At 66.1% G+C, this 22,966-nt stretch carries 21 protein-coding genes and 1 tRNA gene; 14 read left to right on the plus strand and 8 right to left on the minus strand.

Features of this window, described 5'->3' with window-relative positions; genetic code table 11:
* Positions 1-3 precede the first annotated feature (3 nt).
* Together AB4Z10_RS08590 and AB4Z10_RS08595 are read right to left on the minus strand one after the other, a co-directional pair.
* Positions 4-675, minus strand: a complete 672-nt coding sequence (locus AB4Z10_RS08590) for a flagellar hook assembly protein FlgD (protein ID WP_441469961.1) — start codon at positions 673-675, stop codon at positions 4-6.
* Between the two features lie 15 nt (positions 676-690).
* Positions 691-2,145: a flagellar hook-length control protein FliK gene (locus AB4Z10_RS08595; RefSeq protein ID WP_441469962.1), complete on the minus strand. Its 1,455-nt coding sequence runs from the start codon at positions 2,143-2,145 to the stop codon at positions 691-693.
* Positions 2,146-2,391: 246 nt separating this feature from the next.
* Here AB4Z10_RS08595 and mnmA point away from each other — a divergent pair, with 246 nt between their 5' ends.
* The 7 genes from mnmA (at position 2,392) to AB4Z10_RS08630 (ending at position 7,601) form a co-directional block, all read left to right on the plus strand.
* Entirely contained in the window at positions 2,392-3,576 is a 1,185-nt protein-coding gene (gene mnmA, locus AB4Z10_RS08600) for a tRNA 2-thiouridine(34) synthase MnmA (protein WP_441469963.1), read from the plus strand.
* Between the two features lie 33 nt (positions 3,577-3,609).
* Positions 3,610-4,266: a class I SAM-dependent methyltransferase gene (locus AB4Z10_RS08605; protein ID WP_441469964.1), complete on the plus strand. Its 657-nt coding sequence runs from the start codon at positions 3,610-3,612 to the stop codon at positions 4,264-4,266.
* Positions 4,267-4,334: 68 nt separating this feature from the next.
* Positions 4,335-4,411, plus strand: a tRNA-Met gene (locus tag AB4Z10_RS08610).
* An 80-nt stretch (positions 4,412-4,491) separates the two neighbouring features.
* On the plus strand, positions 4,492-4,686 hold the full coding sequence (locus tag AB4Z10_RS08615; protein ID WP_441469965.1) for a hypothetical protein: 195 nt from the start codon (positions 4,492-4,494) through the stop codon (positions 4,684-4,686).
* 260 nt (positions 4,687-4,946) lie between these two features.
* A complete protein-coding gene (locus AB4Z10_RS08620) occupies positions 4,947-5,978 on the plus strand; it encodes an ABC transporter substrate-binding protein (RefSeq protein WP_441469966.1) in 1,032 nt (343 codons plus the stop codon).
* 4 nt (positions 5,979-5,982) lie between these two features.
* Entirely contained in the window at positions 5,983-6,876 is an 894-nt protein-coding gene (locus AB4Z10_RS08625; protein ID WP_441469967.1) for an ABC transporter permease, read from the plus strand.
* A complete protein-coding gene (locus AB4Z10_RS08630; protein ID WP_441469968.1) occupies positions 6,852-7,601 on the plus strand; it encodes an ABC transporter ATP-binding protein in 750 nt (249 codons plus the stop codon). Before AB4Z10_RS08625 ends, AB4Z10_RS08630 begins: the two co-directional genes overlap by 25 nt.
* A 127-nt stretch (positions 7,602-7,728) precedes the next feature.
* Here AB4Z10_RS08630 and AB4Z10_RS08635 read toward each other — a convergent pair whose 3' ends face one another.
* Complete coding sequence (locus tag AB4Z10_RS08635) at positions 7,729-9,075, minus strand: LLM class flavin-dependent oxidoreductase (RefSeq protein ID WP_441469969.1); 1,347 nt, start codon at positions 9,073-9,075, stop codon at positions 7,729-7,731.
* A 603-nt stretch (positions 9,076-9,678) separates the two neighbouring features.
* On the opposite strand from AB4Z10_RS08635, the gene AB4Z10_RS08640 reads away from it, so the two are divergent.
* The gene (locus AB4Z10_RS08640) at positions 9,679-10,785 is read left to right on the plus strand and encodes an LLM class flavin-dependent oxidoreductase (protein WP_441469970.1); all 1,107 of its coding nucleotides are present in this window, start codon (positions 9,679-9,681) and stop codon (positions 10,783-10,785) included.
* Positions 10,786-10,812: 27 nt separating this feature from the next.
* On the opposite strand, the gene AB4Z10_RS08645 is transcribed toward AB4Z10_RS08640, so the two are convergent.
* From AB4Z10_RS08645 to AB4Z10_RS08660, 4 genes are read right to left on the minus strand one after another with little or no spacing between them, the layout of a single operon-like run.
* A complete protein-coding gene (locus AB4Z10_RS08645; RefSeq protein WP_441469971.1) occupies positions 10,813-10,977 on the minus strand; it encodes a hypothetical protein in 165 nt (54 codons plus the stop codon).
* Positions 10,978-11,028: 51 nt separating this feature from the next.
* Positions 11,029-12,105, minus strand: coding sequence for an LLM class flavin-dependent oxidoreductase (locus tag AB4Z10_RS08650; protein WP_441469972.1), 1,077 nt, complete (start codon positions 12,103-12,105; stop codon positions 11,029-11,031).
* A 15-nt stretch (positions 12,106-12,120) separates the two neighbouring features.
* Positions 12,121-13,122 carry an LLM class flavin-dependent oxidoreductase gene (locus tag AB4Z10_RS08655; protein WP_441469973.1) on the minus strand — a complete coding sequence of 334 codons (1,002 nt, stop codon included), beginning with the start codon at positions 13,120-13,122 and terminating at the stop codon, positions 12,121-12,123.
* Positions 13,123-13,147: 25 nt separating this feature from the next.
* Positions 13,148-13,774, minus strand: a complete 627-nt coding sequence (locus AB4Z10_RS08660) for a GNAT family N-acetyltransferase (protein ID WP_441469974.1) — start codon at positions 13,772-13,774, stop codon at positions 13,148-13,150.
* 116 nt (positions 13,775-13,890) lie between these two features.
* On the opposite strand from AB4Z10_RS08660, the gene AB4Z10_RS08665 reads away from it, so the two are divergent.
* From AB4Z10_RS08665 to AB4Z10_RS08690, 6 genes are all read left to right on the plus strand, one after another.
* Entirely contained in the window at positions 13,891-14,895 is a 1,005-nt protein-coding gene (locus AB4Z10_RS08665) for an MsnO8 family LLM class oxidoreductase (RefSeq protein ID WP_441469975.1), read from the plus strand.
* A 220-nt stretch (positions 14,896-15,115) separates the two neighbouring features.
* Positions 15,116-16,441, plus strand: a complete 1,326-nt coding sequence (locus AB4Z10_RS08670) for an NtaA/DmoA family FMN-dependent monooxygenase (protein WP_441469976.1) — start codon at positions 15,116-15,118, stop codon at positions 16,439-16,441.
* 588 nt (positions 16,442-17,029) lie between these two features.
* Positions 17,030-18,622, plus strand: a complete 1,593-nt coding sequence (locus AB4Z10_RS08675) for an ABC transporter substrate-binding protein (protein ID WP_441469977.1) — start codon at positions 17,030-17,032, stop codon at positions 18,620-18,622.
* On the plus strand, positions 18,603-19,553 hold the full coding sequence (locus AB4Z10_RS08680) for an ABC transporter permease (protein WP_441469978.1): 951 nt from the start codon (positions 18,603-18,605) through the stop codon (positions 19,551-19,553). Before AB4Z10_RS08675 ends, AB4Z10_RS08680 begins: the two co-directional genes overlap by 20 nt.
* On the plus strand, positions 19,550-20,416 hold the full coding sequence (locus tag AB4Z10_RS08685; protein ID WP_441469979.1) for an ABC transporter permease: 867 nt from the start codon (positions 19,550-19,552) through the stop codon (positions 20,414-20,416). The genes AB4Z10_RS08680 and AB4Z10_RS08685 overlap by 4 nt, the downstream gene beginning before the upstream one ends.
* Entirely contained in the window at positions 20,413-22,092 is a 1,680-nt protein-coding gene (locus tag AB4Z10_RS08690) for a dipeptide ABC transporter ATP-binding protein (protein ID WP_441469980.1), read from the plus strand. Before AB4Z10_RS08685 ends, AB4Z10_RS08690 begins: the two co-directional genes overlap by 4 nt.
* Before the next feature lie 71 nt (positions 22,093-22,163).
* Here AB4Z10_RS08690 and AB4Z10_RS08695 read toward each other — a convergent pair whose 3' ends face one another.
* Complete coding sequence (locus AB4Z10_RS08695; protein ID WP_441469981.1) at positions 22,164-22,952, minus strand: alpha/beta fold hydrolase; 789 nt, start codon at positions 22,950-22,952, stop codon at positions 22,164-22,166.
* Between the last annotated feature and the right edge of the window lie 14 nt (positions 22,953-22,966).

Here is a 22,966-nt window from a genome sequence, read left to right on the forward strand (position 1 = left end):
GGCTCATTCGCTGCGCACCACGCTCTTCACCTTGTCGATCGGCACGCTGATCGAGCCGATCTTCAGCATCGGGATCGAAGAGGTGAAGTCGACGCCGTCGACGATACCGCTGATCTGCGTCTTGGCCGTAACGGACTCACCCGCCACGTTCTTCGCATCGATCGTGATGGTGTACTCGCCATCCGGCGCCTTGGAGCCGATCGAGGTCGTGCCGTCCCAGCTATAGGACTGGTCACCGGCGACCAGCGTCTTGGTCGCGGTCTGGACGACGTTGCCCTTCGAATCCTTGATCGTGACGTTCGCGGTTCCCGCCGAAGCCATGTTGACCTTCCACTCGGCCTTGCCGTCGATCAGCCTTGTGGTGGCGCCATCGGCCGTGATCTTGGCGCCGATGAAGCCGACCGCATTGGTCGCCGTGCCGGCCGCGTTCAGGCTGAGCAGCGAACTCAGCGTCTCATTGGTCTTGAGCTGCTGCTCGACGCCGGCGAACTGAACGAGCTGGGCCGTGAACTGGTTGGTGTCGAGCGGATCGAGCGGCGACTGGTTCTTGAGCTGCGTCGTCAGCAGCGTCAGGAACTGGTCGAAGTTGTTCGCGATCCCGGTCGTGCCGCCGGTGACCGTGCTGTTGCTGGTGGTCGATGTGCCGGACGTGCCGCTTGTCCCGGAAACAGCCATGGCTCTTGTCCTTGGTCAGATGCTGAGATCGACGCCGCCGAGCCGCACGAGGCGGCGCTGCGGGGCGGGATCGGTGGAAAGGGCAGCCTCGTCGGTCCGCTCATTGCCTTGCGGCACACGCGGACGTTGCGGCGCCTCGTCATGCTGGCGGTTCTGACGGAAGGCCGACTGATCGGAGGGATCGCGCAGGCTGATATCGACGCCGCCGTCCGACGGCTTCAGACCCGCCTGCTCGAAGGCGCGCTCCAGCGTGCGGGCGTCGCGTTGCAGGAGATGCAGGGTTTCGACCCGGTCGACGACCAGTCTGGCGCTGACCTCGCCCTTGTCGGAAATCGACAGATTGACGTCGACCCGTCCGAGCTCGTCCGGATCGAGGCGAATGTCGAACTGCCTTGAACCCGACATCGCGCGCATGCCGATCTCGATCGGCACCATATGGACCGGCGTCGGCTGGCCGCTCGCGACGCCCTGACCTTGAGCAGGCGTGGCTCCGTTCGCCGCCAGGTTCGGATCGAATGGCTGGACAAGGCGGTCATGGGCCGGCTTGCCGGACGCCTGCTGCAGCATGGTCGAGAGATCGAGAGGGCCGAGCGCCTGCTGCAAGCTGTCTAACAGCTTCGGATCCGCCGCAGGCGGCGCTCCGTCAGCCTTGGAGGCCGCGCCAACAGGCGCCTTCTCTTCCGTGCCCTTGATCTCGGCGACATGGCCTGCCGTCGGCGGTGCCTTGCCGTCCACCGGCGCCGCATCCTCGGCCGCGACCGTTTCGGCGGCCTTCGCCGAATTCGCGTCAGCCTTGGCAAAGCCGGGAAGCGGAAGCGCCTGCGGCTTCGCTCCGTCACCCACGACGATCGCAGATGCATTCGCAGACTGCGGCGCGCCTCCTCCGGCAGCGGAGGCCGGAACCGGCAATACAAGCGTCGCTATCGCGACGGGATGAGGCGGCTCTGCAACGGCTTTGATCTGATCCGCACCGGGCACTGGGTTTGCCGCGTCGGCCGAGCCATCGTCCGTCTTGGCTTTGGTCGGCTTCTGCTCGTCTTCGGTGGGTTTCGCCTGGCCATCCGCCTTCGGCTTTCCCTCACCGCCCTGAACCGCGGCGGCTTCGGCCTGCGCAGCCGCCATCGCGATCAGGAAATCGATCCCGGTGGCGGGAGCATCCGCCTGCGTTCCCGCCTGCTGGGGCTTGGACGGCTTGGCAACGACATYGCCCGGCTTCACGGCAAGCTCGCCCTTTCCGGTCGCCGTCGCCGAAATCTTCTCGGCCTGGGAGGCCGCAGCCACAGCAACCGCCTCTTCGACCGCACCGGTCTTGTCGGTTGTCTTGGTGCTCGTGCCCTTTTCCGCCCCGGCGTCGCTCTCGTCCTGCAGCTCGGGCAGAGTAAAGGCCTCTCCCTCCCCGCCCTCGGCGCGACGGCGCGAAGCGGGAGCCTCGGGAGCTCGCTGATTGCTGAAGACGGGCTGGATCGACATGAACGGTTCCACGGTGTGGGCAACAACACACCCGCCCGCCACCAGCAAGTTGCACGCCAGACCAAAGTACTTCGGAATCAATATGTTAGCGCGATGATAGCAACCGCCGACGGCAAGAAACGCCGATGCAGGGACCGCAAGCCGGCAGGATTTGCCGATCCTGCTGGCAGCATGCGGCCAAAGCCGGTATAGAGCCCGCAGACGCGCAAAGATCGCAGTTTCGAGCCACGGACGCCTCCGCAGACGATGACCACACCCCGCAACTCTCTCGACATCGCCAAGCCGCCCGCGGCCACGCGCGTCGTCGCAGCGATGTCGGGCGGCGTCGACTCCTCGGTGGTCGCCGCCCTGCTCAAGCGCGAGGGCTATGACGTCATCGGCGTCACGCTTCAGCTCTACGATCACGGCGCCGCCGTCCACCGCGCCGGCGCCTGTTGCGCCGGGCAGGACATCCATGACGCGCGCCGCGTCGCCGAGGCGATCGGCATCCCGCATTACGTCCTCGACTACGAAAGCCGCTTCCGCGACGCCGTCATCGAGCGCTTCGCCGAGAGCTATCTCGCTGGCGAGACGCCGATCCCCTGCGTGGAGTGCAACCGCACCGTCAAGTTCCGCGACCTGCTCGATCTCGCCAAGGAGCTCGGCGCCGACGCGCTGGCAACGGGCCACTATGTCGTCAGCCGCGACCTCGGCAATGGCCATCGCGGCCTGTTCCGCGCCGCCGACGCCAGCAGGGACCAGAGCTACTTCCTCTACGCGACGACGCAGCAGCAACTCGACCTGCTGCGCTTCCCGCTCGGCCATATCGACAAGACCCAGACCCGCGCGCTCGCCGCCGAGCTCGGCCTCGCCATCGCCGACAAACCCGACAGCCAGGACATCTGCTTCGTGCCGAACGGCCGCTATGCCGATGTCATCGAGAGGCTGAAACCCGGCGCCGCCCGGCCCGGCGACATCGTCCACCTCGACGGGCGTGTCCTCGGCCACCATGAGGGCGTGCTCCACTACACCGTCGGCCAGCGCAAGGGCTTGCGGCTCAGCGCGGCCGAGCCGCTCTATGTGCTGCGTCTCGATGCCGACACCGCGCGCGTCATCGTCGGCCCGCGCGAGGCGCTGAGCGTGCGCGAGGTCCGGCTGCGCGATCTCAACTGGCTCGGCGAAACCGCGCTCGATGCTCTGCCACCGGAAGGTCTCGACGTCGCGGTGCGCGTCCGCTCGACCCGCGCCCCGCGCGAAGCCCGGCTCTTCCGCGATGCGGAGGGCCTGCGCATCGAGCTTGCCGGTGACGAGGAAGGCGTGTCGCCCGGCCAGGCCTGCGTGATCTACGCAGATGCCGGCCCGGGCTCTCGCGTGCTCGGCGGCGGCACCATCCTGCGCCGTCCGCTCGCCATACCGGCCACCGCCGCCCCCGCGGCGCTCGCCCTGTCCTGACAGGCTCCCGCCTTTCCGCTCGGATTTCCTACCATGCCGGTGACAGACCATCTCGACACCCAGAAGCGCGTCTATGCGACCTGGGCCAAGTTCTACGACCGGATCTATCAGCGCATGCTGGCACGCCCGCAGCGCGAGGCGGTCGCCGCGGCCTGTGCCTGCGGTTCGGACATCCTGGAAATCGGTGTCGGCACCGGCCTCACCCTGTCGTATTTCACGCCGGAAACGCGCGTCCTCGGCGCGGATCTCTCGCTCGACATGCTCAAGGTGGCGCATCGCAAGGTCGCCAGCCAGAATCTGCGGCATGTCCACGGGCTGATGGTGATGGATGCCTGCCGGCTCGGCTTCGGCGACGAGCGTTTCGATGCCGTGACCGCGCAATTCGTCATCACCCTCGTGCCCGATCCCGATCAGGCGCTGACCGAGATGGACCGCGTCCTGAAGCCGGGCGGCGAGATCATCATCTCGAGCCGCCTCGTCGATGACGGCGGCCTCCTCGCGCCGTTCTGGAGCGCCGTCGCTCCCCTGTCGAAGGCGGTCGGCTGGAGTTCCGACTTCAAGGTCAGCCGTCTGACGGACTGGGCGAAGGCGACGGGCCGCTACGAAACCGTCCATGTCGGGCGCGGCTATTTCAAGGTCGTCCGCCTGCGCAAGCTCGCTTCTGCTGATAACTCGCGATCCAAGGCTTGACGCGACCATGTCGCGGCGCATATACCGCGCCTCGACGACGAGCCGGCCCAGCCGGCTACGATGTCCGTGGCGGGGTAGCTCAGCTGGTTAGAGCAGCGGAATCATAATCCGCGTGTCGGGGGTTCAAGTCCCTCTCCCGCTACCACAATCTTTCTTGAACCTCCGACGGCGTTCAAGATTTTCAAATCGATCGATTATTTCGAGCGCCAGACGCCCGCAGAGGTGATGCGATCGCCGCCGCAGTGCCCGGCATCGACCCGGCCGATTGACGGGCTAGCCGCGCTTTCCCATCAGGCGGCCGTCACCGCGGCCAAGACGAAAGTGATCGTCGACGAGTTCGCGCTGCGCTCGGCGACGGCCCTGTTCGATGTCGGGGGCGCCTCCGCCCCGACACTTCGCCAGAATCTCGGCCGCTATTGACGCAACGCCCGTACGCTCTCCTCGCACAATCCGGCAGGCTACGAAGGCGCTGACTGCCAGGGCCCACGCACTCAAAGGGCGCCGCTCCCTAACCTGGGCTCTTCTGACGCCCCGGAAGCAGGAAAGCCGTTCCTTCCGGCGGCTCGGCCGCGGCCCAAACCATTCCCATGCGCCGGCATATTAGAATATCAATTATATAGACTAATACCCCCGTAGTGCACATGCTCATGGCTGTCATTTCCGTATCCGAAAGCCGAAACATGGCACTGCGCCCCATCAATCGCGCCGTTGCAGCCGTCCTGGCCGTAATCGCCTTCTCTCCGATGGCGAGCGCCGCGCCGCTCGCTGACGATGCGCCGATTCCGGAGGCCATCGCGCCGGGAACCAAGCTCGTGATCGGCGACCCGCAGACGCGTGTCGCGCTGACGCTGTCAGGCGAACTCGCGAAGCTGCCATTCAAAGTCGAATGGGCCAACATCTCCGGCGGCCCGCAGACCATCGAGGCCTTCCGGGCGAAGGCGCTCGATGTCGGCTCTGTCGCGGACATCCCGCCGATCCATGCCCGCTGGACCGGGCTCGAGACGCGGATCGTGGCGACGAAATACAGGCTGGATCCGGTGGCCAACCCGATCTACGTCATCGCAACCGCTCCCGGTTCCGGTATCGCGAGGCTCGAGGAGCTCAAGGGCCGCAAGATTGCCTTCAGCCCCGGTCAGGCCCAGGGCGCCCTCGTCCTGCGCGTGCTGAAGAAGCTCAAGCTCGAACGAAGCGACGTCAACCTGATCGAACTGCCGAGCGTCGGCGACACCTATGTCAACGCGCTCGCCAGCAAGCTCGTCGATGCCGCGCCGATCGCCGAGGCGAACAAGCAGCGCTTCGCCCAGAACTATGAGCGCGATGGCGCGAAGGTTCTGGCGCATGCACTGCGCGACGATCCGTCCTTCCTCTACGTTGCCAAGACATCGCTGGAGGATGCCGACAAGGCGGCGGCGATCCGCGCCTATGTCGCGGCGTGGGGCCGCGCGACGAAATGGATCGAGACGCATCCGGACGAGTGGATCAAGGGCTACTACGTCAAGGACCAGGGCCTCAAGGAAGACGCCGGTCGCTTCCTGGTCCAGTCGAACGGCAGCCCTAACGTCCCGCTCGACTGGGTCGCCGCCACCGAACGCCTGCAGGAAACCGTCGACCTGCTTGCGGAGGAGCTGAAAAAGCCGCCGTTCAAGGCCGCAACTCTGTTCGACCGCCGTTTCGAGACGGTCGCCGGCAAAGCCTACCGCGACGGGGAGTAGTACGATGGCGGACCTCTCGATCGAAGGCAGCGCTCTCCGCTCGGCCCGGCCGCGCGCTTTGCTCTTCCGCGTCCTCGGTCGGTCGCACGGTGCCGGTTCCACCGGCCACGGGGCGAGGCGCAAGCGCAAGCTTGGACCGGGGCCGGTCTGGCGCTTTGGTCCCGCGCTCGGGCCCGTGCTGCTATTGCTGCTCTGGAGCGCCGGGAGCGCCACCGGCGCGATCGACGACCGCATCCTCTCGCCGCCCTGGACCGTCGTGACGACCGGCTATGAGCTCATCGCCGACGGGCGCGTGCAGGAGAACCTCTGGACCTCGTTTCAACGTTCCTTCTGGGGGCTTTTCTGGGGCATCGTCGCTGGCGCTTCGCTTGGTATCGTCGCCGGGTTGAGCCGCATCGGAGAATACCTCGTCGACGGCCCGATCCAGATCAAGCGCGCAATTCCGGCACTTGCCCTGATCCCGCTGCTGATGCTTTGGTTCGGCATCGGCGAGCCGATGAAGATCCTGACGATCGCGCTGATCACCTTCGCGCCGATCTACATCCAGACCCATGACGGGCTGCGCTCGACGGATGCGCGCTACATCGAGCTGGCAGAGACGCTTGACCTGAGCAACTGGCAGTTCCTGCGCCACGTCGTGCTGCCCGCCGCCCTGCCCGGCTTCCTGCTCGGGCTCCGCTTCGGCGTGACCTATTCCTGGCTTGCACTGGTCGTCGTCGAGCAGGTCAACGCCACGAGCGGCCTCGGCTACATGATCAACCTCGCGCGCACCTATGGGCAGACGGAGGTCATTATCCTGTGCCTCGCAGTCTACGCCGCCCTGGGGCTGAGCTCCGACTGGCTCGTGCGCCTTATCACGCGAAAGGCCCTTCCGTGGCGCAAGATCCTCGCGGACTGATCGCTCGCCCCGTCGTCGACGTGCGCGGCCTGACCCGCCGCTACGGCACGCGCACCATCCTCGACCGCGTCGACCTGACCATCGGGCGCGGCGAGTCCGTTGCCCTTCTCGGCCGCTCCGGTTCGGGCAAGAGCACGTTCCTGCGCGCGCTAGCCGGTCTCGACCACGGCGTACCCGGCGAAGGCACCTACGACACGCCGGACGCCGTGTCCGTCGTCTTTCAGGATGCGCGGCTGCTGCCTTGGAAACGTGTCCTCGACAATGTCGAGCTCGGCCTGAAGGGCGAGCGGCCGCGCGAGCGCGCGCTGGCTGCGCTTGAAGAGGTCGGGCTGACCCAGCGGGTCGAAGCCTGGCCCACCCAGCTCTCCGGCGGCGAGCAGCAACGCGCGGCGCTGGCCCGCTCGCTGGTGCGCTCCCCGGATCTGCTGCTGCTCGACGAGCCGTTCGGCGCGCTCGACGCGCTGACGCGGCTGCGCATGCAGGCCCTGCTGCTCGATCTCGTCGCGAGGCACCGCCCGGCCGTGCTGCTCGTCACGCATGATGTCGACGAGGCCATCCACCTCGCACAGCGCGTGCTCGTCCTGGATCAGGGCCGCTTCATCATCGATCAGCCGATCGCGCTCCCGGAAGAGCATGCGGCCCGCGAGGTGCGCTTCGCCGAGATCCGCACGAAACTGCTGCGCAGCCTCGGCGTCACCGATGCCGATCTGCGCCGGGTCGCCTGACTGCTTTCCCCCTCTCCTCGTCGCGCGGAGCCTGCGGCCTGACGGGCCAAGCGAACCCATTCGAGAAACAGCAAGGCCCGGATGCCAGTGCATCCGGGCCTTTTGTCCCTTGGTCCGCAGTGCCGGCTCAAGCGCTCTGGCGCTGATCCGCTGCGAAGACGCTCTCCGGGCGCGGCAGGCCATAGTGTTCGCGCAGCGTCGAGCCGGAATACTCCCGCCGGAACAGGCCGCGTTTTCGCAGGATCGGAACCACCTCGGAGACGAACGTGTCGAAACCTCCGGTGAGATAGGGCGGCATCACGTTGAAGCCGTCCGCGGCGCCCTGCTCGAACCATGCCTGTATCTCGTCGGCGACATGGTCCGGCGTCCCGACCACGACGCGATGCCCGCGCGCGCCGGCCAGGCGACGGATGAGCTGGCGAATGGTCGGGCTCTCGCGGTCGACGATGTCGACGATGAGCTGGAAGCGGCTGGCGACGCCTTTCGGCCCGCTCGTGTCGACGAGGTGCCGCGGGAACGGGCCGTCGAGATCGAAGCCGGTCAGGTCGAGGCCGATCATGCGCTTGAGCTGCTCGAGCGAAGCCGCCGGCTGGATGAGTTCGTTGATCTCATCCTCCAGCCTCTCGGCTTCGGCCTGCGTCGAGCCGAGGAAGGGGCTGATACCGGGCAGGACCCGGATATGCTCCGGCCGGCGGCCGAGCGCGACGGCGCGCGCCTTGATATCCCGGTAGAATTCCTGCGCGCTGGCCAGCGTCTGATGCGCGGTGAAGATCGCTTCGGCGAACTGGGCAGCGAAGGAACGACCGTCTTCCGAGGAACCGGCCTGCACATAGACCGGCCGGCCCTGTGGCGACCGCGAGACGTTGAGCGGCCCCCTCACCCGATAATGCCGGCCGACATGATCGATCCGATGGACCTTGTCCCCATCCGCGAAGACACCGCTCTCTGGATCGGCGACGAAGGCCTCATCCTCCCAGCTGTCCCAGAGCTTGCTGACGACATCGAGGAATTCGCGCGCCTTCTCATAACGCTCGCCATGTGGCGGGTGCTCGGGCAAGCCGAAATTCTGCGCGGCGCCGGCATCGCTGGTCGTGACGATGTTCCAGCCGGCACGCCCGTTGGAGAGATGATCGAGCGAGGCGAAGAGCCGGGCGAGATTGTAGGGCTCGTTATAGGTCGTCGAGGAGGTTGCGATCAGCCCGATCCTCTCGGTCACTGCCGCGATGGCGGACAACCATGTCAGGGGTTCGAAGCGCACCCGCGACGAGTACCGAACGTTCTCTGGCAGCGAAGGACCGTCCGCAAAGAAAATTGCGTCGAACCTGGCGGCCTCGGCCCGGCGCGCGAGCTCCTGATAATAGGTGATGTCGAGCACGCGCTTCGGCTCGGAAGCGGGATAGCGCCAGGCGGCCTCGTGGTGACCGCCTGGATAGATGAACAGATTCAGCGTCAGCTGGCGGGCGTTTGCGGACATCGCGGACCTCGCTCGTAAAGCCTGCGGACAGCCTCGCCGTGCCGCAGTTACCGCGGCAGACGATGCCGCTTCGGCGCGCAAGGGGTCAAGAGAAACGCATTTCAAAAAAGTATTGAAAATCAAATATCTATGCCAAAATCGACAAGCTTTATGACGATATATCAGTACCCTTCGCCCCGGAGAGATAAATATACCTTTATTCACTCCTCAGAGGTGGCACATTCACTCAATATTACACCGAATGAAATCGGTAATTCTATTGGCAACGACCAGCCAAAACGACCACCTTATGCCCAGGCAGAAGCGGCACCGTCACGCGACAATGCCGTCGAACGCTCTCGTGCAGGCTCTCCCTTCGAAGATGAATCTGGCCGGCGCCCTGACACTTGCCCGTGACCGATGCATGAACGGTCCACCGTCAGCAGAGGCTCCGAAAATAAAAGCGGCGACAAGAGAGGAAACACCCACAGACGACCAGATATCAGAGGACATATTCTTCGTTATTATCGCAATTCAAAACGTTAATTCTGTTGTTATCAGAGTAAAAGTTTTTACAGAGGCGATTTGCGCCTGAATGTAAATAGATATCGATAGCCGGACCCCATGACGGAAGCCTGCGAATTTCTCTGGTACATCCCAAACGATGTTAAGCCCGGTCATCGTGGCGATTCCGCCACCCACGACTACAACAGCCTCGATACCCTGACCAGCCATGCGCTCGCTCTGGAACGGTTCGGGTGGAAAGGCGCCCTTATCGGGACGGGCTGGGGGCGGCCCGATACCTTTACCGTCGCGACCTCTCTGGCCGCACGAACGAAGACGTTCGAACCGCTGATTGCGATCCGCCCGGGTTATTGGCGGCCCGCCAATCTGGCCTCGGCCGCCGCGACGCTCGACCATCTGAGCGGAGGTCGCGTGCGGATCAATATCGTATCGGGACAGGACGACCTCGCCGCATACGGAGACGAGGAAGGCGATCAGTCACAGCGCTACGCCCGGACCAGGGAGTTCATGCAGCTGGTTCGCAAGCTCTGGACCGAGGAAGCCGTCAGTTTTCGCGGGCAGTATTTTTCGGTCACGAACTCGACCGTCGTACCCAGAGTGCAGCCTCGGGAAGGCAGGGCGCATCCCAAGCTCTATTTCGGCGGCGCGTCGGAAGCGGCTGAGCGCGTCGCCGCGACCGATGCCGATGTCCAGCTCTTCTGGGGCGAGCCGCTCGCCGAGATCGCGCAGCGGATCGAACGTCTCAAATCGCTCGGCCATCGGCTCGGCCGGGAGCTTCCACCGCTGCAGTTCGGGCTGCGCATCACGACGCTCGTCCGCGACACGACGGAGCAAGCCTGGGCCGACGCGGAGGCCAAGGTCGCGGCGATGGCCAAAAGCCGGGGCGCAGGCTGGAATGACCATCAGCGCGCGGTGGCCGTCGGCCAGCGACGTCTGCTCGACCTGCATCAGCGCGGCGAGGTGCTCGACGACAATCTCTACACCGCGCCGGGCAAATTCGGCGGAGGCGGCGCGGGGACGACCTGGCTTGTCGGCTCGGCCGCGGACGTCGCCCAGTCGCTGAAGAAGTACCGCGATCTCGGGATTACCAAGTTCATTCTGTCCGACACGCCCTATCTCGCCGAGATCGAGCGCCAGGGCTTGCAGCTATTGCCGCTGCTTCGCGATGAGCAACCGACACCGCAGGCAGTTCCGGCGCCGCTCTGAGCGGCGCCGGAAGCGGCGGGGYGCCCTCTACACCGCCTTGGCGACCGGCTGCCACGCCTCGGGAAGAGCGAGGTTTCCGCGGAGCGTGGAGGAGGCATAATCCCGCCGGAAGACCTTGCGCTCCTGCAGGATCGGAATGACCTTCTCGACGAATTCGTCGAAGCCGCCCGGGGTGAGATGGGGCGCGAACACGAAGCCGTCCGCCGCATCTTCCTGAACGTAGCGATCGATCTCCTCGGCGACCTAGGCCGGCGTCCCGACGAACTGCTTGCGCCCGGTCACCTTGATGATGAGTTCGCGGATGCTGAGCTTTTCCTGCTCGGCCAGCTCACGCCAGGCCCGCGCAGTCTCCAACCGGTTATCGTAGCGCGCCGCACGCCCCTGGGCGAGCTGCTCGACCGCGACGTCGGGATCCACGTCGGGCAGAGGACCGTCCGGATCATAGGCCGAGAGGTCGCGATTCCAGACCTGCTCGAGGAAAACGATGGCGTTCTTCGGGCTCACCTGCTGCAGTCGTATGGTCTTCTGCTTTTCCAGAGCGTCTTCCAGCGTATCGCCCAGAACGAAGTTGGCACCCGGCAGTATCTTCAGGGCGTCGCGGCTGCGGCCATGTTTGGCGAGCCTTTGCTTCACATCCGCATAGAAGGCCTTTCCCTCCTCAAGCGTGCCGTGGCGCGAATAGATGAGGTCGGCATGGCCCGCAGCAAGCTCCCTGCCCTCGTCGGAATCGCCGGCCTGCGCGATGACCGGAGTGCCTTGCGGCAACGGACCGGCGCCGGTGCGTCCCGCGATATCGAAGTGAGGCGTGCGAGCGTAGAAGTCGCCGCCTCTCCAGATCGAGCGCGCGGTTTCCAGGAAATCCCGCGCGCGCTCGTAACGCTCGCGAAACGGCAAATGATCGCCGCGACGGAAGTTCGCCCCGGTGAAGGCACCGGGCGACGTCACGACGTTCCAGCCGGCCCGCCCACCGGACAGGATATCGAGCGTCGCGAGCTGACGTGCGAGCGGATAAGGCTCGTTGAATGTCGTGGTCAGCGTCCCGATCAGCCCGACATGGTCGGTGATCGAAGCCAATGCAGTGAGGATAGCCAGCGTGTTTGGGCGGCCGACGACATCCAGTTCGTGGAAGCGCTCCTTCTGCTCCCGGACCCTCAGCCCTTCGGCGAGAAAAATGAAGTCGAACTTGCCGTGCTCGACCGTCTCGGCGAAGTGCCGGAAGGACGAGAATTCGATCTGGCTGCCGGCGGCCGGATCGCTCCACACCGTGAAATTATTGACCCCGGGGAACTGCGCCCCGAGGATGATCTGCTTCCTGGTCATGGCATTCCTCCGAGCTCAGGCTGCCGCGGCGTAGCGATTGCGCGCGGCTGGCAGGCCAAAGCGGCTGCGCAGGTTCCCGCCCGCAGGTGGCGCGACCAGCCCTGCAGCGCGAAGAGCGGGGACCAGCGTGCCGGTGACGCGGTCGATCTGCGTGCGAGGATCGGACAGGACCAGGCGGACACCTTGGGCGCCATCGGCGGCGGCGATCCCGGCCGCGGCGATCAGATCCTCGGCGGTACTTCCATCCGGGCCGATACGCAGATCGGCGATGACGACTGGCCCCTTCCCCGATGTACCGCCGCTAAGCTTAGCGAGCGTTTCGGCAAAATCGCCGTTGGCCGGCACGAAAACCACATCGGCAGCGCGCGCGAAGGCCAGATCCGTTTCGGCCACCCGGCTGACTGCGACGATGGGCTGGCCCTGGGGAGGCCTCGGCGTGATCGACGGTCCCAGCACGCGGAAATCTGCGCCTTGGAAATCGATATAGTGAAGCTTCTCGCCATCGACGAAGCGTTGGCTCTGCGTGTCGCGGATGACCGCATCGTCCTCCCAGCTGTCCCAGAGACGCCTGACGACATCGACGGCATCCAGCGCGTCGCGGTCGAGAGACGGCTGGTCGGCCGCGGGAAAGCCCTTCAGCTCTCCGATCGCGCGGCTGGCCTCGCGGCTACGCTCCTGGTCGAGGCGCTGGGCCAGAAGTCCGGCCCTGCCACCGCTGACATAGTCAAGCGTGGCAATCGCCGTCGAGACGTGGAAGGGCTCGGCGAAGCTTATCGGCGCCCCGGCGATGAGACCGATCTCGCGGCTTCGGGGCGCGAGCCAATTGGCCAGAAGGATCGCGTCGAGCCCGTCCTGGCCGGGATCGGCAAAGCCATCTTCCAGGGTCACGAACGCTGCGACGCCATCAAGCCTCGCGACGAGGCTGCTCCAGAGCTCGCGCCAATCGGGTTCGTCTCCGTTGCGATGGCCGCCCGCATCCAATCCGAGACCGAGCAACAGGGGAGATTTCTGCGTCATCGTCACATTCCGATCCGGTGCGTGCCTAGGCCGCCGAAGCCCGATAGCTCGCGAGCCGCGAGGACACCTTCGCCTCGTGCTCGGCCTTGATCGCGGCGACCCGCTTCGTCGCTTCCTCGAATGACGCGGCGGGCGCATGGACCGGATAGGTGCCGACCTGCCCTGCCCTCCTGCCGATATGCTTCTCGAAAGGCAGGGAGCGGTAGAGGGTGGGGTCGACGGCCGTATCGAAAAGCGGTCGATAGCCGAGGGCGATGTACAACGCCGACGCTTCTGGCTGCAGGAAACCGGTGGTGAGATATGCCCGCGTGTAGCCGAGCTCGCCGGCACTTTCCTCAAGTGCCGGCACAACCTGTCTAGCGAGACCCTGACGGCGCAAATCCGGGCGCGTCCAGATGCGCTTGAACTCCGCCGTCTCGTCGTCGTGGCTCATGAACGCCCCACCCGCGATCGTTTCGCCGTCACGCTGCAAAAGCAGAAAGGCACCGAGCGGCGGCGCGAAAGCTTCGGCGGGGTAGCGCAAGATCTCCGAGCGGGCGCCACCGGGGCGGCTCGCCACGCCATATCGTCCGTCATATTCCGAGATCAGCCCCTCCAGCAGCGGCTCCGCGGCCGGGTCGAGAGGCGACGACCGCACGAAAAGGTCAGCCATAACATTCTCCGAAATCGCCACAGCGAGCCCATGCCCACTGCCGCTTGATCAAGCAATATATTATTTCTATAGACTATTAGAACATCATCGACTGTCAATGCCGCTGGCGAGGACGGATGCCCTACAAACTGAGCTTTCTCGACAAGAGCCCCCTGCAACTGAACGAGGCTGCCGGCGACGCGCTTGCAAGGACGCTCTCGCTCGCAAAAGCCGCGGAGGAGCTGGGTTTTGCGCGCTTCTGGGTGGCCGAGCATCACAACGCGGCGAAGCTGGCGAGCTCGTCTCCGGAGGTGCTGATCAGCTTCCTGCTCGCCCGCACGAACCGCATCAGGATCGGCTCCGGCGGGGTGATGCTCCAGCACTACAGCGCCTACAAGGTGGCCGAGAACTTCAACCTGCTGGCCGCGCTGGCGCCCGGGCGCGTCGACATCGGCATCGGCAAGGCGCCGGGCGGCATGCCATTGTCGACCCATGCATTGCAGGGGGCCTACGACCCGGCCCGCAAGCCGGATTTCGACGCGCAGCTGGTCGAACTCGACCGCTTCCTTCGCGAACATCACGACGGCAGCGACGCCGGCAACCAGCTCGCCGCCTTTCCGGCGCCGGCGAAGCCCGCCGAACGCTTCCTGCTCGGTGCGAGCATCGAAAGCGCGAGGCTCGCGGCGAGCCTCGGCTGGAGCTTCGTCTATCCCGGCCATATCCACGGCGACGAGGCCGCCATCGGCGAAGCCTTGTCGGCCTATCGCGACGCCGGCGGCACTTCCGCGCTCCTCGCCGTAGGCGTCGTCATCGCGGAGACGGAGGAGCTGGCCCGGAGCCTGGCGCCCGACGCGCGCCGTTTCCGCGTCGACATCGAGAACGGCCAGGGCGTCAACGTCACCAGCCGGGAACAGGCTCTCGAATATGTCCGGCAGACCGGCTCGCGGGAGTACCGCATCGAGGAGCGCGGCTCGCTCCTGCTGCGCGGCGTGCCGGCGCAGGTCCATGCCGAGCTGCAGCGGCTGCACCGGGCGTTCGGCATCGACGAGTTCATGGTCGACTGCCCCGTCACCGAAGGCGCCCGGCGCCTGACGACCATCCAGCTGCTCGCGGCCGCGGCCCGAACCTCCCTCGCCGCCTGAGACAGCCAGAAGGGGTTGGCATCATCGTACGAGAAGGACGTTTCTGGGCGGAGTGGAAGCAGCGGCTCTGTCGGCAGCCGTGCCGGCCCACAGCTAGACGCGCGCTCTGCTCGGCGCCGTGCCCACTCTGCCCTGAGCAGCGCAACCGGGCCATCGCCGCGGGAGCCATCGTCCGGCGCCACCGATAGCCGAACCAACGATCCGAGAGAAGGAAGCTTCCATGTCCTCCGCCCCGCGCCGCCGCCTCAAGACCCTGATGGGCGCCTCCAACGTCATCGCAGCCTCGAACGATGCCGATCCGGCAACTGGAGCCAAGCGAGCCGCCGCATTCGCGCGCCGGGCCGAGGCCGAGAAGATCACCGGGCTCTTCACGGCCGACCTGCTGCAGATCGACCCCGCCGGCCTCGCCGGCACCGCAGGCGTACAGGACCCGCTCATCGCACTCGCGGCGCTGAGCCAGGTGACGTCACACATCGGCCTCGTCGCGACGGTTTCGACCACCTTTCACCATCCCTACAATCTGGCCCGCCTGATCGGCTCGCTCGACCATGCCAGCGGCGGCCGCGCCGCCTGGAATGCGGTGACCTCCTCGGTCGGCGAGGAGAATTTCGGCGAGGCGCTGCTCAGCCCGGAGGAGCGCTATGCCCGCGCCGCAGAATTCATCGAGGTCGTGAATGCGCTGTACGATGCGAATGAGAGGGACGCCGTGACGCGCAAGGCTTCAGGCGCGCTCGCACTCGACCCGGCCAAATTCCATCGCGTTGACTATCGGGGCCGGCATTTCACCGTCCAGGGGCCGCTCAACGTGCCGCCGCTGCCGCAGGGGCGGCCGGTGCAGTTCCAGGCCGGTCAATCCGAAGCAGGCATCAGCGTCGGCGCGCGCTATGCCGAGGTAGTCTACACCTCGCAGCCGAAGCTGGAAGGCGCGATCGCCTTCGTGACCGAGCTGCGTCGTCGGGCCAAGAGTTTCGGGCGCGGCGACAACCTGCCCTTCGTCATGAACTCGTTCCATTCGGTGATCGGGGAGTCCGATACGGATGTCGCCCGGCGCCTGAAGGAAAAGCATGAGCGCATCGACTACGAACTCGGGCGCCTCAAGCTCGCCGACATGCTCGGCGGCGATATCGACCTGTCCGCGCTGCCGCTGGACAAGCCCCTGCCCGACGGCCTGCTGCCGGAGGTCACCAGCACCAACCGGCGGCGCGGCCGCGTGGAAATCTTCAGCCGTTACGCGAAGCAGGGCCTGACGCTGCGCGAGCTCATCATCGAGGCGCAGGAGACCGGCCATTGGTCCGTCGCCGGAACGCCCGAGCAGCTGGCCGATGCGATCGAGGAGCGCTTCCGCGCGGGCGTGCTCGATGTTCTCACCCTTCACGGCCTCGGCAATCCCGATCAGGAAGACCTCCTGCTCAACGGCCTTCTGCCCGAGCTGCGCCGCCGCGCACTGATCGACACCGACTATGTCGGCGACGACTTCCGCTCCAATCTGGAACTGCCGCCCCTGGCATCGGCTTCCGCGGCCCCTTCCATAGCCCGCAGCGCCTGACCTCCTTTTGTGGAACGGGCCTGACCCGCCCGTTCCACGGAGCTGCAAGAGGAATGCCACGGAGATCGAACACTCCTTCCGAGAGGCCTGCCAAAGCGGATTTTTGCTCATGGTCGAATGTATTTGAAAAGACATTCGATTGACGTCGTGACCACATCACACGATTATTACTGACATCGTGGCGGTTCCGGCCAAGACGGTCGCGGGATTTGTTGGAGCAGCTTGCACCGCGTCACCAATGCTAAAAGCACCACGCGCATAGCCGTGGGCTCCTTTGCTTGAGGAAAGCCCATGATTGTTCTCTTCAATTTCATCGTTCACGCTCTGCTGCGCCTGTCTGCGTTTCTGCACTGGACGCGCACCGGCGAAACGCGCCGCAGCAGGAAGTAGATCGCCGACCTCGTCGGCATAGCTCGATCGAGCATCGATTTCTAACGCGTAAAGGGCTCAACGTCGCGGCCATCGCTGGCCTGCGCCGATGATCGCTTTTCATTTGAAGGCTTTACGATGATCCAGGCCGAAATCCGCACTGCACGTCGCATGTGGCGACCATCGCTTCATGCAGTTGTCCAGGGGCGCGGACATCAGGTGCTTGCGGCGGCCGCCGCCCTTGCCCTGCTCGCGGCGGGCGGCCCGGTGCTCGCCGCCGACAACCAGCCCGCTGGCAAGCCTGCCGCTGGCGGCACGTTGACCGTCGGCCTGGCGAGCGACACCGCGATCATCGACCCCTCGATCACGGGCAACTCCATCACGGCGCTGATCACCCGCAATCTCGTCGACTCCCTCGTCGGCCAGGCCGAAGACAATCGCTTCACGCCGTGGCTGGCGGAGCGCTGGGAGGTGAACGCAGACAATACCGTCTATACCTTCCATCTGCGGCGCGGCGTGACCTTCAGCGACGGCACCTCTGTCGATGCCGAAGCGGTGAAGTTCAATTTCGACCGCATCCTCGACCCCAAGACGACGTCGAGCTATGCGAAATCGCTGCTGGGACCGGTGGACAGCATCACCGCCCGGGATCCCGCGACCCTCGTCATTGCCTACAAGCAGTCATTCGCCCCGCTCCTGCAGGGGCTCAGCCTGCCCTATCTCGGCATCCAGTCCCCGACCTACCTGCGCAATGCCAAGAGCACGACCAATACCGTCGTCGGCTCCGGCCCCTTCCTGCTCGAGAGCTTTACCAAAGGCAGCGGCAGCCGGCTGACGAAGCGCGGCGACTACAATTGGGGGCCCGGCTACGCGGCGCATCAGGGGCCGGCCCATCTCGATGCCCTGGTGTTCCGGTATCTGCCCGAGTCCTCCGTTCGCCTCGGCGCGCTCAGCAGCGGGCAGGCACAGGCGATCGACGAGGTTCCGCCAGCCAATTTCCGCACCGTCCAGGCGGATAGTCGCCTCCAGGTCGTGACGCGGGAGAACCCCGGCGTGAACCGCGCCCTGTTCCTCAACACCAGCCGCGGGCCTTTCGCCGATGTCAGGGTCCGCCAGGCCTTCCAGAGCGCCGTGGATGCGCCGTCCGCGGTCAAGGCCGCCTTCTTCGGCAGCCTGAAGGCGGCCGACAATATCCTTGGTCCTTCAACACTCTACTACGATCCGAAGATCGCTGCGGGCTGGGGCTTCGATCCGCAGAAGGCAGCCAAGCTGCTCGACGAAGCCGGCTGGAGCACCAGGGATGCCGAAGGCATTCGCGCGAAAGGCGGGGAGCGGCTCACCGTCCGCTTCGTCTATGACGCCGCCGCCTGGGGCGCCTCGGACCTGACGCTGGCCCAGGCCATCCAGTTCTCGGTCAAGAAGGCGGGCTTCGACCTGCAGCTCGACCCGGTCGATGCCGGCGGCTACACGGCCCGCACGGGCGCAAACGACTACGATCTCACCTCTCTATATTATGTGCGGGCCGAGCCGGACATCCTGCGGACCGTCTTCCATTCCGGCTATATCCCGCCGAACGGCGCCAACTATGCCCGCGCGAAGAGCCTCGACGACATCCTGACGAAGGCAATCGGCGCTGCCGGCGACGAGCGCCAGCGCCTCTACGGCCAGGCGCAGGCCGAGATCATCGGACAGGCCTATGCCGTGCCACTCTATGTCGCCGCCTATCAGCTCGGCGCCTCCAGAAAGCTGCAAGGCATCAGCTGGGCGACCAACGCGAAACCGAATTTCTACGATGCCTGGCTGGCTCCGTAAGGCCCTGCCCATCGGGCTGAGGCGCCTTGGAGTGATCGTCGCCGTGCTCTGGGGCGCGGCCACGATCACCTTCATCGCGGTCAAGGCGATCCCCGGCGACCCCGTCGCGGTTCTCACCGGGGGCGAGAACATCGTCGATGCCGCCGAGCGGGAGGCGCTGATCCGGCAATTCGGGCTCGATCAGCCCCTGGCGGTGCAATATGCGCGCTATATCGGCCAGGCCCTGCTCGGCGATTTCGGCCAGAGCTATCAGTATCGGCAGCCGGTCATCGATGTCATCCGCGAAGCCGCCGGGCCGACTCTCCAGCTCGCGGGGACGGCGATGGTGCTGGCTCTCGGCCTCGCCTTCGTCAACGCGCTGGCCACGGCCGGGCGGCGCAGGGGACTGCGAACCGCTCTCGCCGGTCTGGAGCTCGCCGTGCTGAGCACGCCGGTCTATTGGGTCGGCCTTCTGCTGCTGACGGTGTTCAGCTTCTATCTCGGCTGGTTTCCGATCATCGGCGGAGACGGCATCCACGCGCTGGTTCTGCCCGCCATCGCCCTCAGCCTGCCGCTCGCGGCGCTGCTGACCCAGGTCCTGCGCGACGGGCTGGAAGAAGCACTGCTGCAGCCCTTCGCCCTGACCGTCCGGACACGCGGCGTCAGCGAAACGCAGCTGCGCCTGCGCCATGCGCTGCGCCATGCCGCGCTCGCGGTCTCGACGCTGACCGGCACGCTCTTCGCCGGCGTTCTGGCCGGCTCGATCCTGACCGAGACCGTGTTCGGACGGTCCGGCATCGGCCAGATCACCTTGCAGGCGATCAAGACGCGCGACATGCCCCTCCTGCTCGGACTGGTCATGCTGTCGGCGCTCGTCTCGGTGCTGATCAACCTCATCGTCGACGCGCTCTACCTGCTGATCGATCCACGGCTGCGGAGGGCGGCACGATGAGCGAGGTTCTCGACATCGTCGCGCGCACCCGAAGCGGCAACCGTGCCGGGAACCCGTGGCGTGCGCCGGGGCTGCTCATTCCGCTCGCCTTCGCCCTGCTCCTGCTGGCAGCGGCCGGCGCACCGCACTGGTTCACGCCGCTGGCGCCCGATGCGGTCGATACCGACGCGATCCTGCTGCCGCCCGGCCTCGCCCACTGGTTCGGAACCGACCAGCTCGGCCGGGACGTCTTCACCCGCGTCGTCCACGGGACCTCGATGTCCCTGGGGATCGGCATCGGCGCGACGCTGATCGGCTGCGCCGGAGGCGTTCTGCTCGGCACGGCGGCCGGGCTCGCGCCGCCTGGCTTGCAACGCGTGCTGGTGCGGCTGATCGATATCCTGCTCGCCTTCCCCGAGATCCTGCTCGCGCTGCTGATCATCGCCGTGCTCGGCCGCGGTCCGACGAACACCTTGCTGGCCGTGGGGCTTTCCAGCATCGCAGGCTATGCGCGGCTGGTGCGCTCGCAGGTGCTCCGGGTCTGGCAGTCCGGCTATGTCGAGCATGCCGTGGCGCTCGGCGAACCGACCCCGACGATCATCGCCCGCCATGTTATTCCGAATGCCATCAGGCCGCTCGTCGTCCTCGCGACCATCGGCGTCGGCAACGCCGTGCTGTCGGCCTCGGCCCTGAGCTTCATCGGCCTTGGCGTGGTGCCCCCCGCCGCCGAATGGGGTGCGCTTCTGGCCGATGGCCGCAACTTCCTCGATACCGCGCCCTGGATCAGCTTCCTGCCGGCAACCGTCGTCGCAGCCTCCGTCATCGCGATCACGATCCTCGGGCGTCGCCTGCAGCTCCTGCTATCACAGGGAGACCTGCCATGAACGTCCAGCTCATGGGCCGGCAAGACCTGGCCGCAGCAGCGCCGACCTATCGACCGCCCATCATCGAGGTCCACGGCCTGCGCATCACCTTCCTGGGGAGGCACGGGCCGAGGGAGGTCGTGCGCGGCATCTCCTTTGCCGTCGGCTCGGGCGAAATCCTTGCGATCGTCGGCGAATCCGGCTCGGGAAAGTCGGTGACCGCGCGCGCACTCGTCGGCCTGGCGGGACCGGGGGCGCAGCTGCGCGCCGACACGCTGCGCCTCTCGGGCCATGACGGCGAAACCGTCGCGCTGGCCGATCTCTCGGAGCGGCAGTGGGCGAAGATCCGAGGCCGGGAGATCGGTTTCGTCCTGCAGGACGCTCTCGTCTCCCTCGATCCCCTTCGCACGGTCGGCCGGGAGGTCGGCGAGCCGATTCTGACCCACGCGCTGGTCCCGCGAAGCGAGATCGGCAAGGAGGTCGAAACCCTGCTCGCCCGCGTCGGCATTCCCGATCCGGCGACGCGCGCCGCGCAATATCCTCACGAACTCTCCGGCGGGCTGCGGCAGCGAGCGCTCATCGCCTCGGCGCTGGCCGCCCGCCCTCGCCTGCTCATCGCCGACGAACCGACCACCGCACTGGATGTCACCGTCCAGCAGCAGATTCTCGGCGTATTCGGAGGGCTCGCCAAGGCCGGACACGGCATCCTGCTCATCACGCATGATCTGGCGGTCGCCGCGCAGCTCGCCGACAGGATCGCCGTGATGCAGAACGGTGAGCTGGTCGAAACCGGCCCGGCGCGGGAGGTGCTGCGAAACCCGCGTCATGCGTACACGCAACGCCTGCTGTCGGCCGTGCCGAGCGCAGCGACGCGAGGCCGCTGGCTGTCCACGCAGGGCCTGCGGCCGGTGAAGGCGCAGCCCGACCGACGGGAACCGACCCTTGCGATGCATGACATTACAGTCCGCTTCGCCCGCCCGGATCGCGGCGTGACCCACGCGGCGAACGGCGTCTCGCTTGAAGTCCACCGGGGCGAAACCCTCGGCATCGTCGGGGAGTCGGGCTCCGGCAAGACGACGATCGGCAAGGTCGCGCTCGCGCTGCGCAGCCCCGACGAGGGCGACGTCCTCTTCCGCGGTCTCCCCTGGAGCCAGCTATCCGAACGCCTGCGGCGGCCTTTGCGCCGGCATATCCAGACGATCGTCCAGGATCCGCTGAGCTCCTTCGACCCGCGCTACACAGTCCAGCGGATCATCGAGCAGCCGCTGCGCCTCCACACCAACCTCGGCCCGGGCGAACGGGCCGCGCGCGTGCAGGAGCTGGTTAGGCTGGTCAATCTTCCCCCGGATATCCTCAGCCGGCGGCCGACGACATTGTCGGGAGGCCAGCGGCAACGCGTCTCGATCGCGCAGGCCCTGGCCAGCGAGCCCGATCTGCTGATTTGCGACGAACCCGTTTCCGCGCTCGACGTCACGACGCAGGCGCAGGTCCTCGATCTGCTGATCGCGCTTCAGCACCGTCTCGGGCTGGCCATGCTCTTCATCTCCCATGACCTCGGCGTGATCCGACACATGAGCGACCGCATCGCGGTGATGAAGGACGGCGTGATCGTCGAGACCGGCCCGGCCGAGGATGTGTTCAGCGCCCCGCAGCACGCCTATACGCGCCGCCTCCTCGAAGCGGTTCCGCGGCTGTAGCTTCCGGTTTCTCGGAAATTCCCGAGCTTGCCGATGCCCCCCAGCTACTCGCGGCGGAAGAATCCTCGACTTCAATGGATCGGCAGAGGGAACACGCTTAGCGCCAGAAAGTCCCGGATCGCGGCGAGGACGTCGCCTTCCTTTTCTTTATGCGGTGAAGCGCCTGCACCAGGGATGACGCCGACGCACCCTCTCCCGAATGCGATCCGCCTCGCATGCTCAAGCGAGCAAACCTCGTCCAGCTCGCCATGCACGGCAAGGACTGGGCAGCGGAGTTTTGACAGCGCCTCATCGATCAAGACATCAAACGTTGGCGAGCTAGCCCACGCATCCAGGCTCCCGTACGCGGTCCCGCCTGGATCAAGGCCAGCGGGAGCAGCCGCTTCGTCCCGCTCTGGACCGGGTCTCCCGGCCTGAAGAATGCCGCGGCGGATGCCGTCATTCAGGTGAGCCCAACCCCCGATCGTGATCAGACCGAGACACGCGTTCCCGCGCCGAGCCGCCGTATCGACGGCAATCGCTCCACCCAGATTGTGACCACAGGCAATGAAGCTTCTGAAACCGAGATGATCGCCGATCAGCAGGGTGGCGGCCTGCACCTCCCGCTCCCAGAAATCGGCCGACGGGACCTCAAGGAAGGGACCAGAACGCCCGGGTCCCAGCCTGTCGAAGGCCACGACCATATGCCCCGTCGAGCGCGACAAGCGCCACGGGAAGTCTCCCCACGACTGTGCGCTGTCCATCTGGCCGTCGAACAGAACAATGGGAGCAGCGCGATTTCCGACCTCATCCCACGTCCTGACGAATATCTGCCCATGCGATGTTGAGATTTCCCAATCCCGTTCCGATCCGTCCGGCATGACGATTGTCTAAA

The organism is Allobosea sp. RAF48 (assembly GCF_052114025.1).
Lineage (GTDB): Bacteria > Pseudomonadota > Alphaproteobacteria > Rhizobiales > Beijerinckiaceae > Allobosea.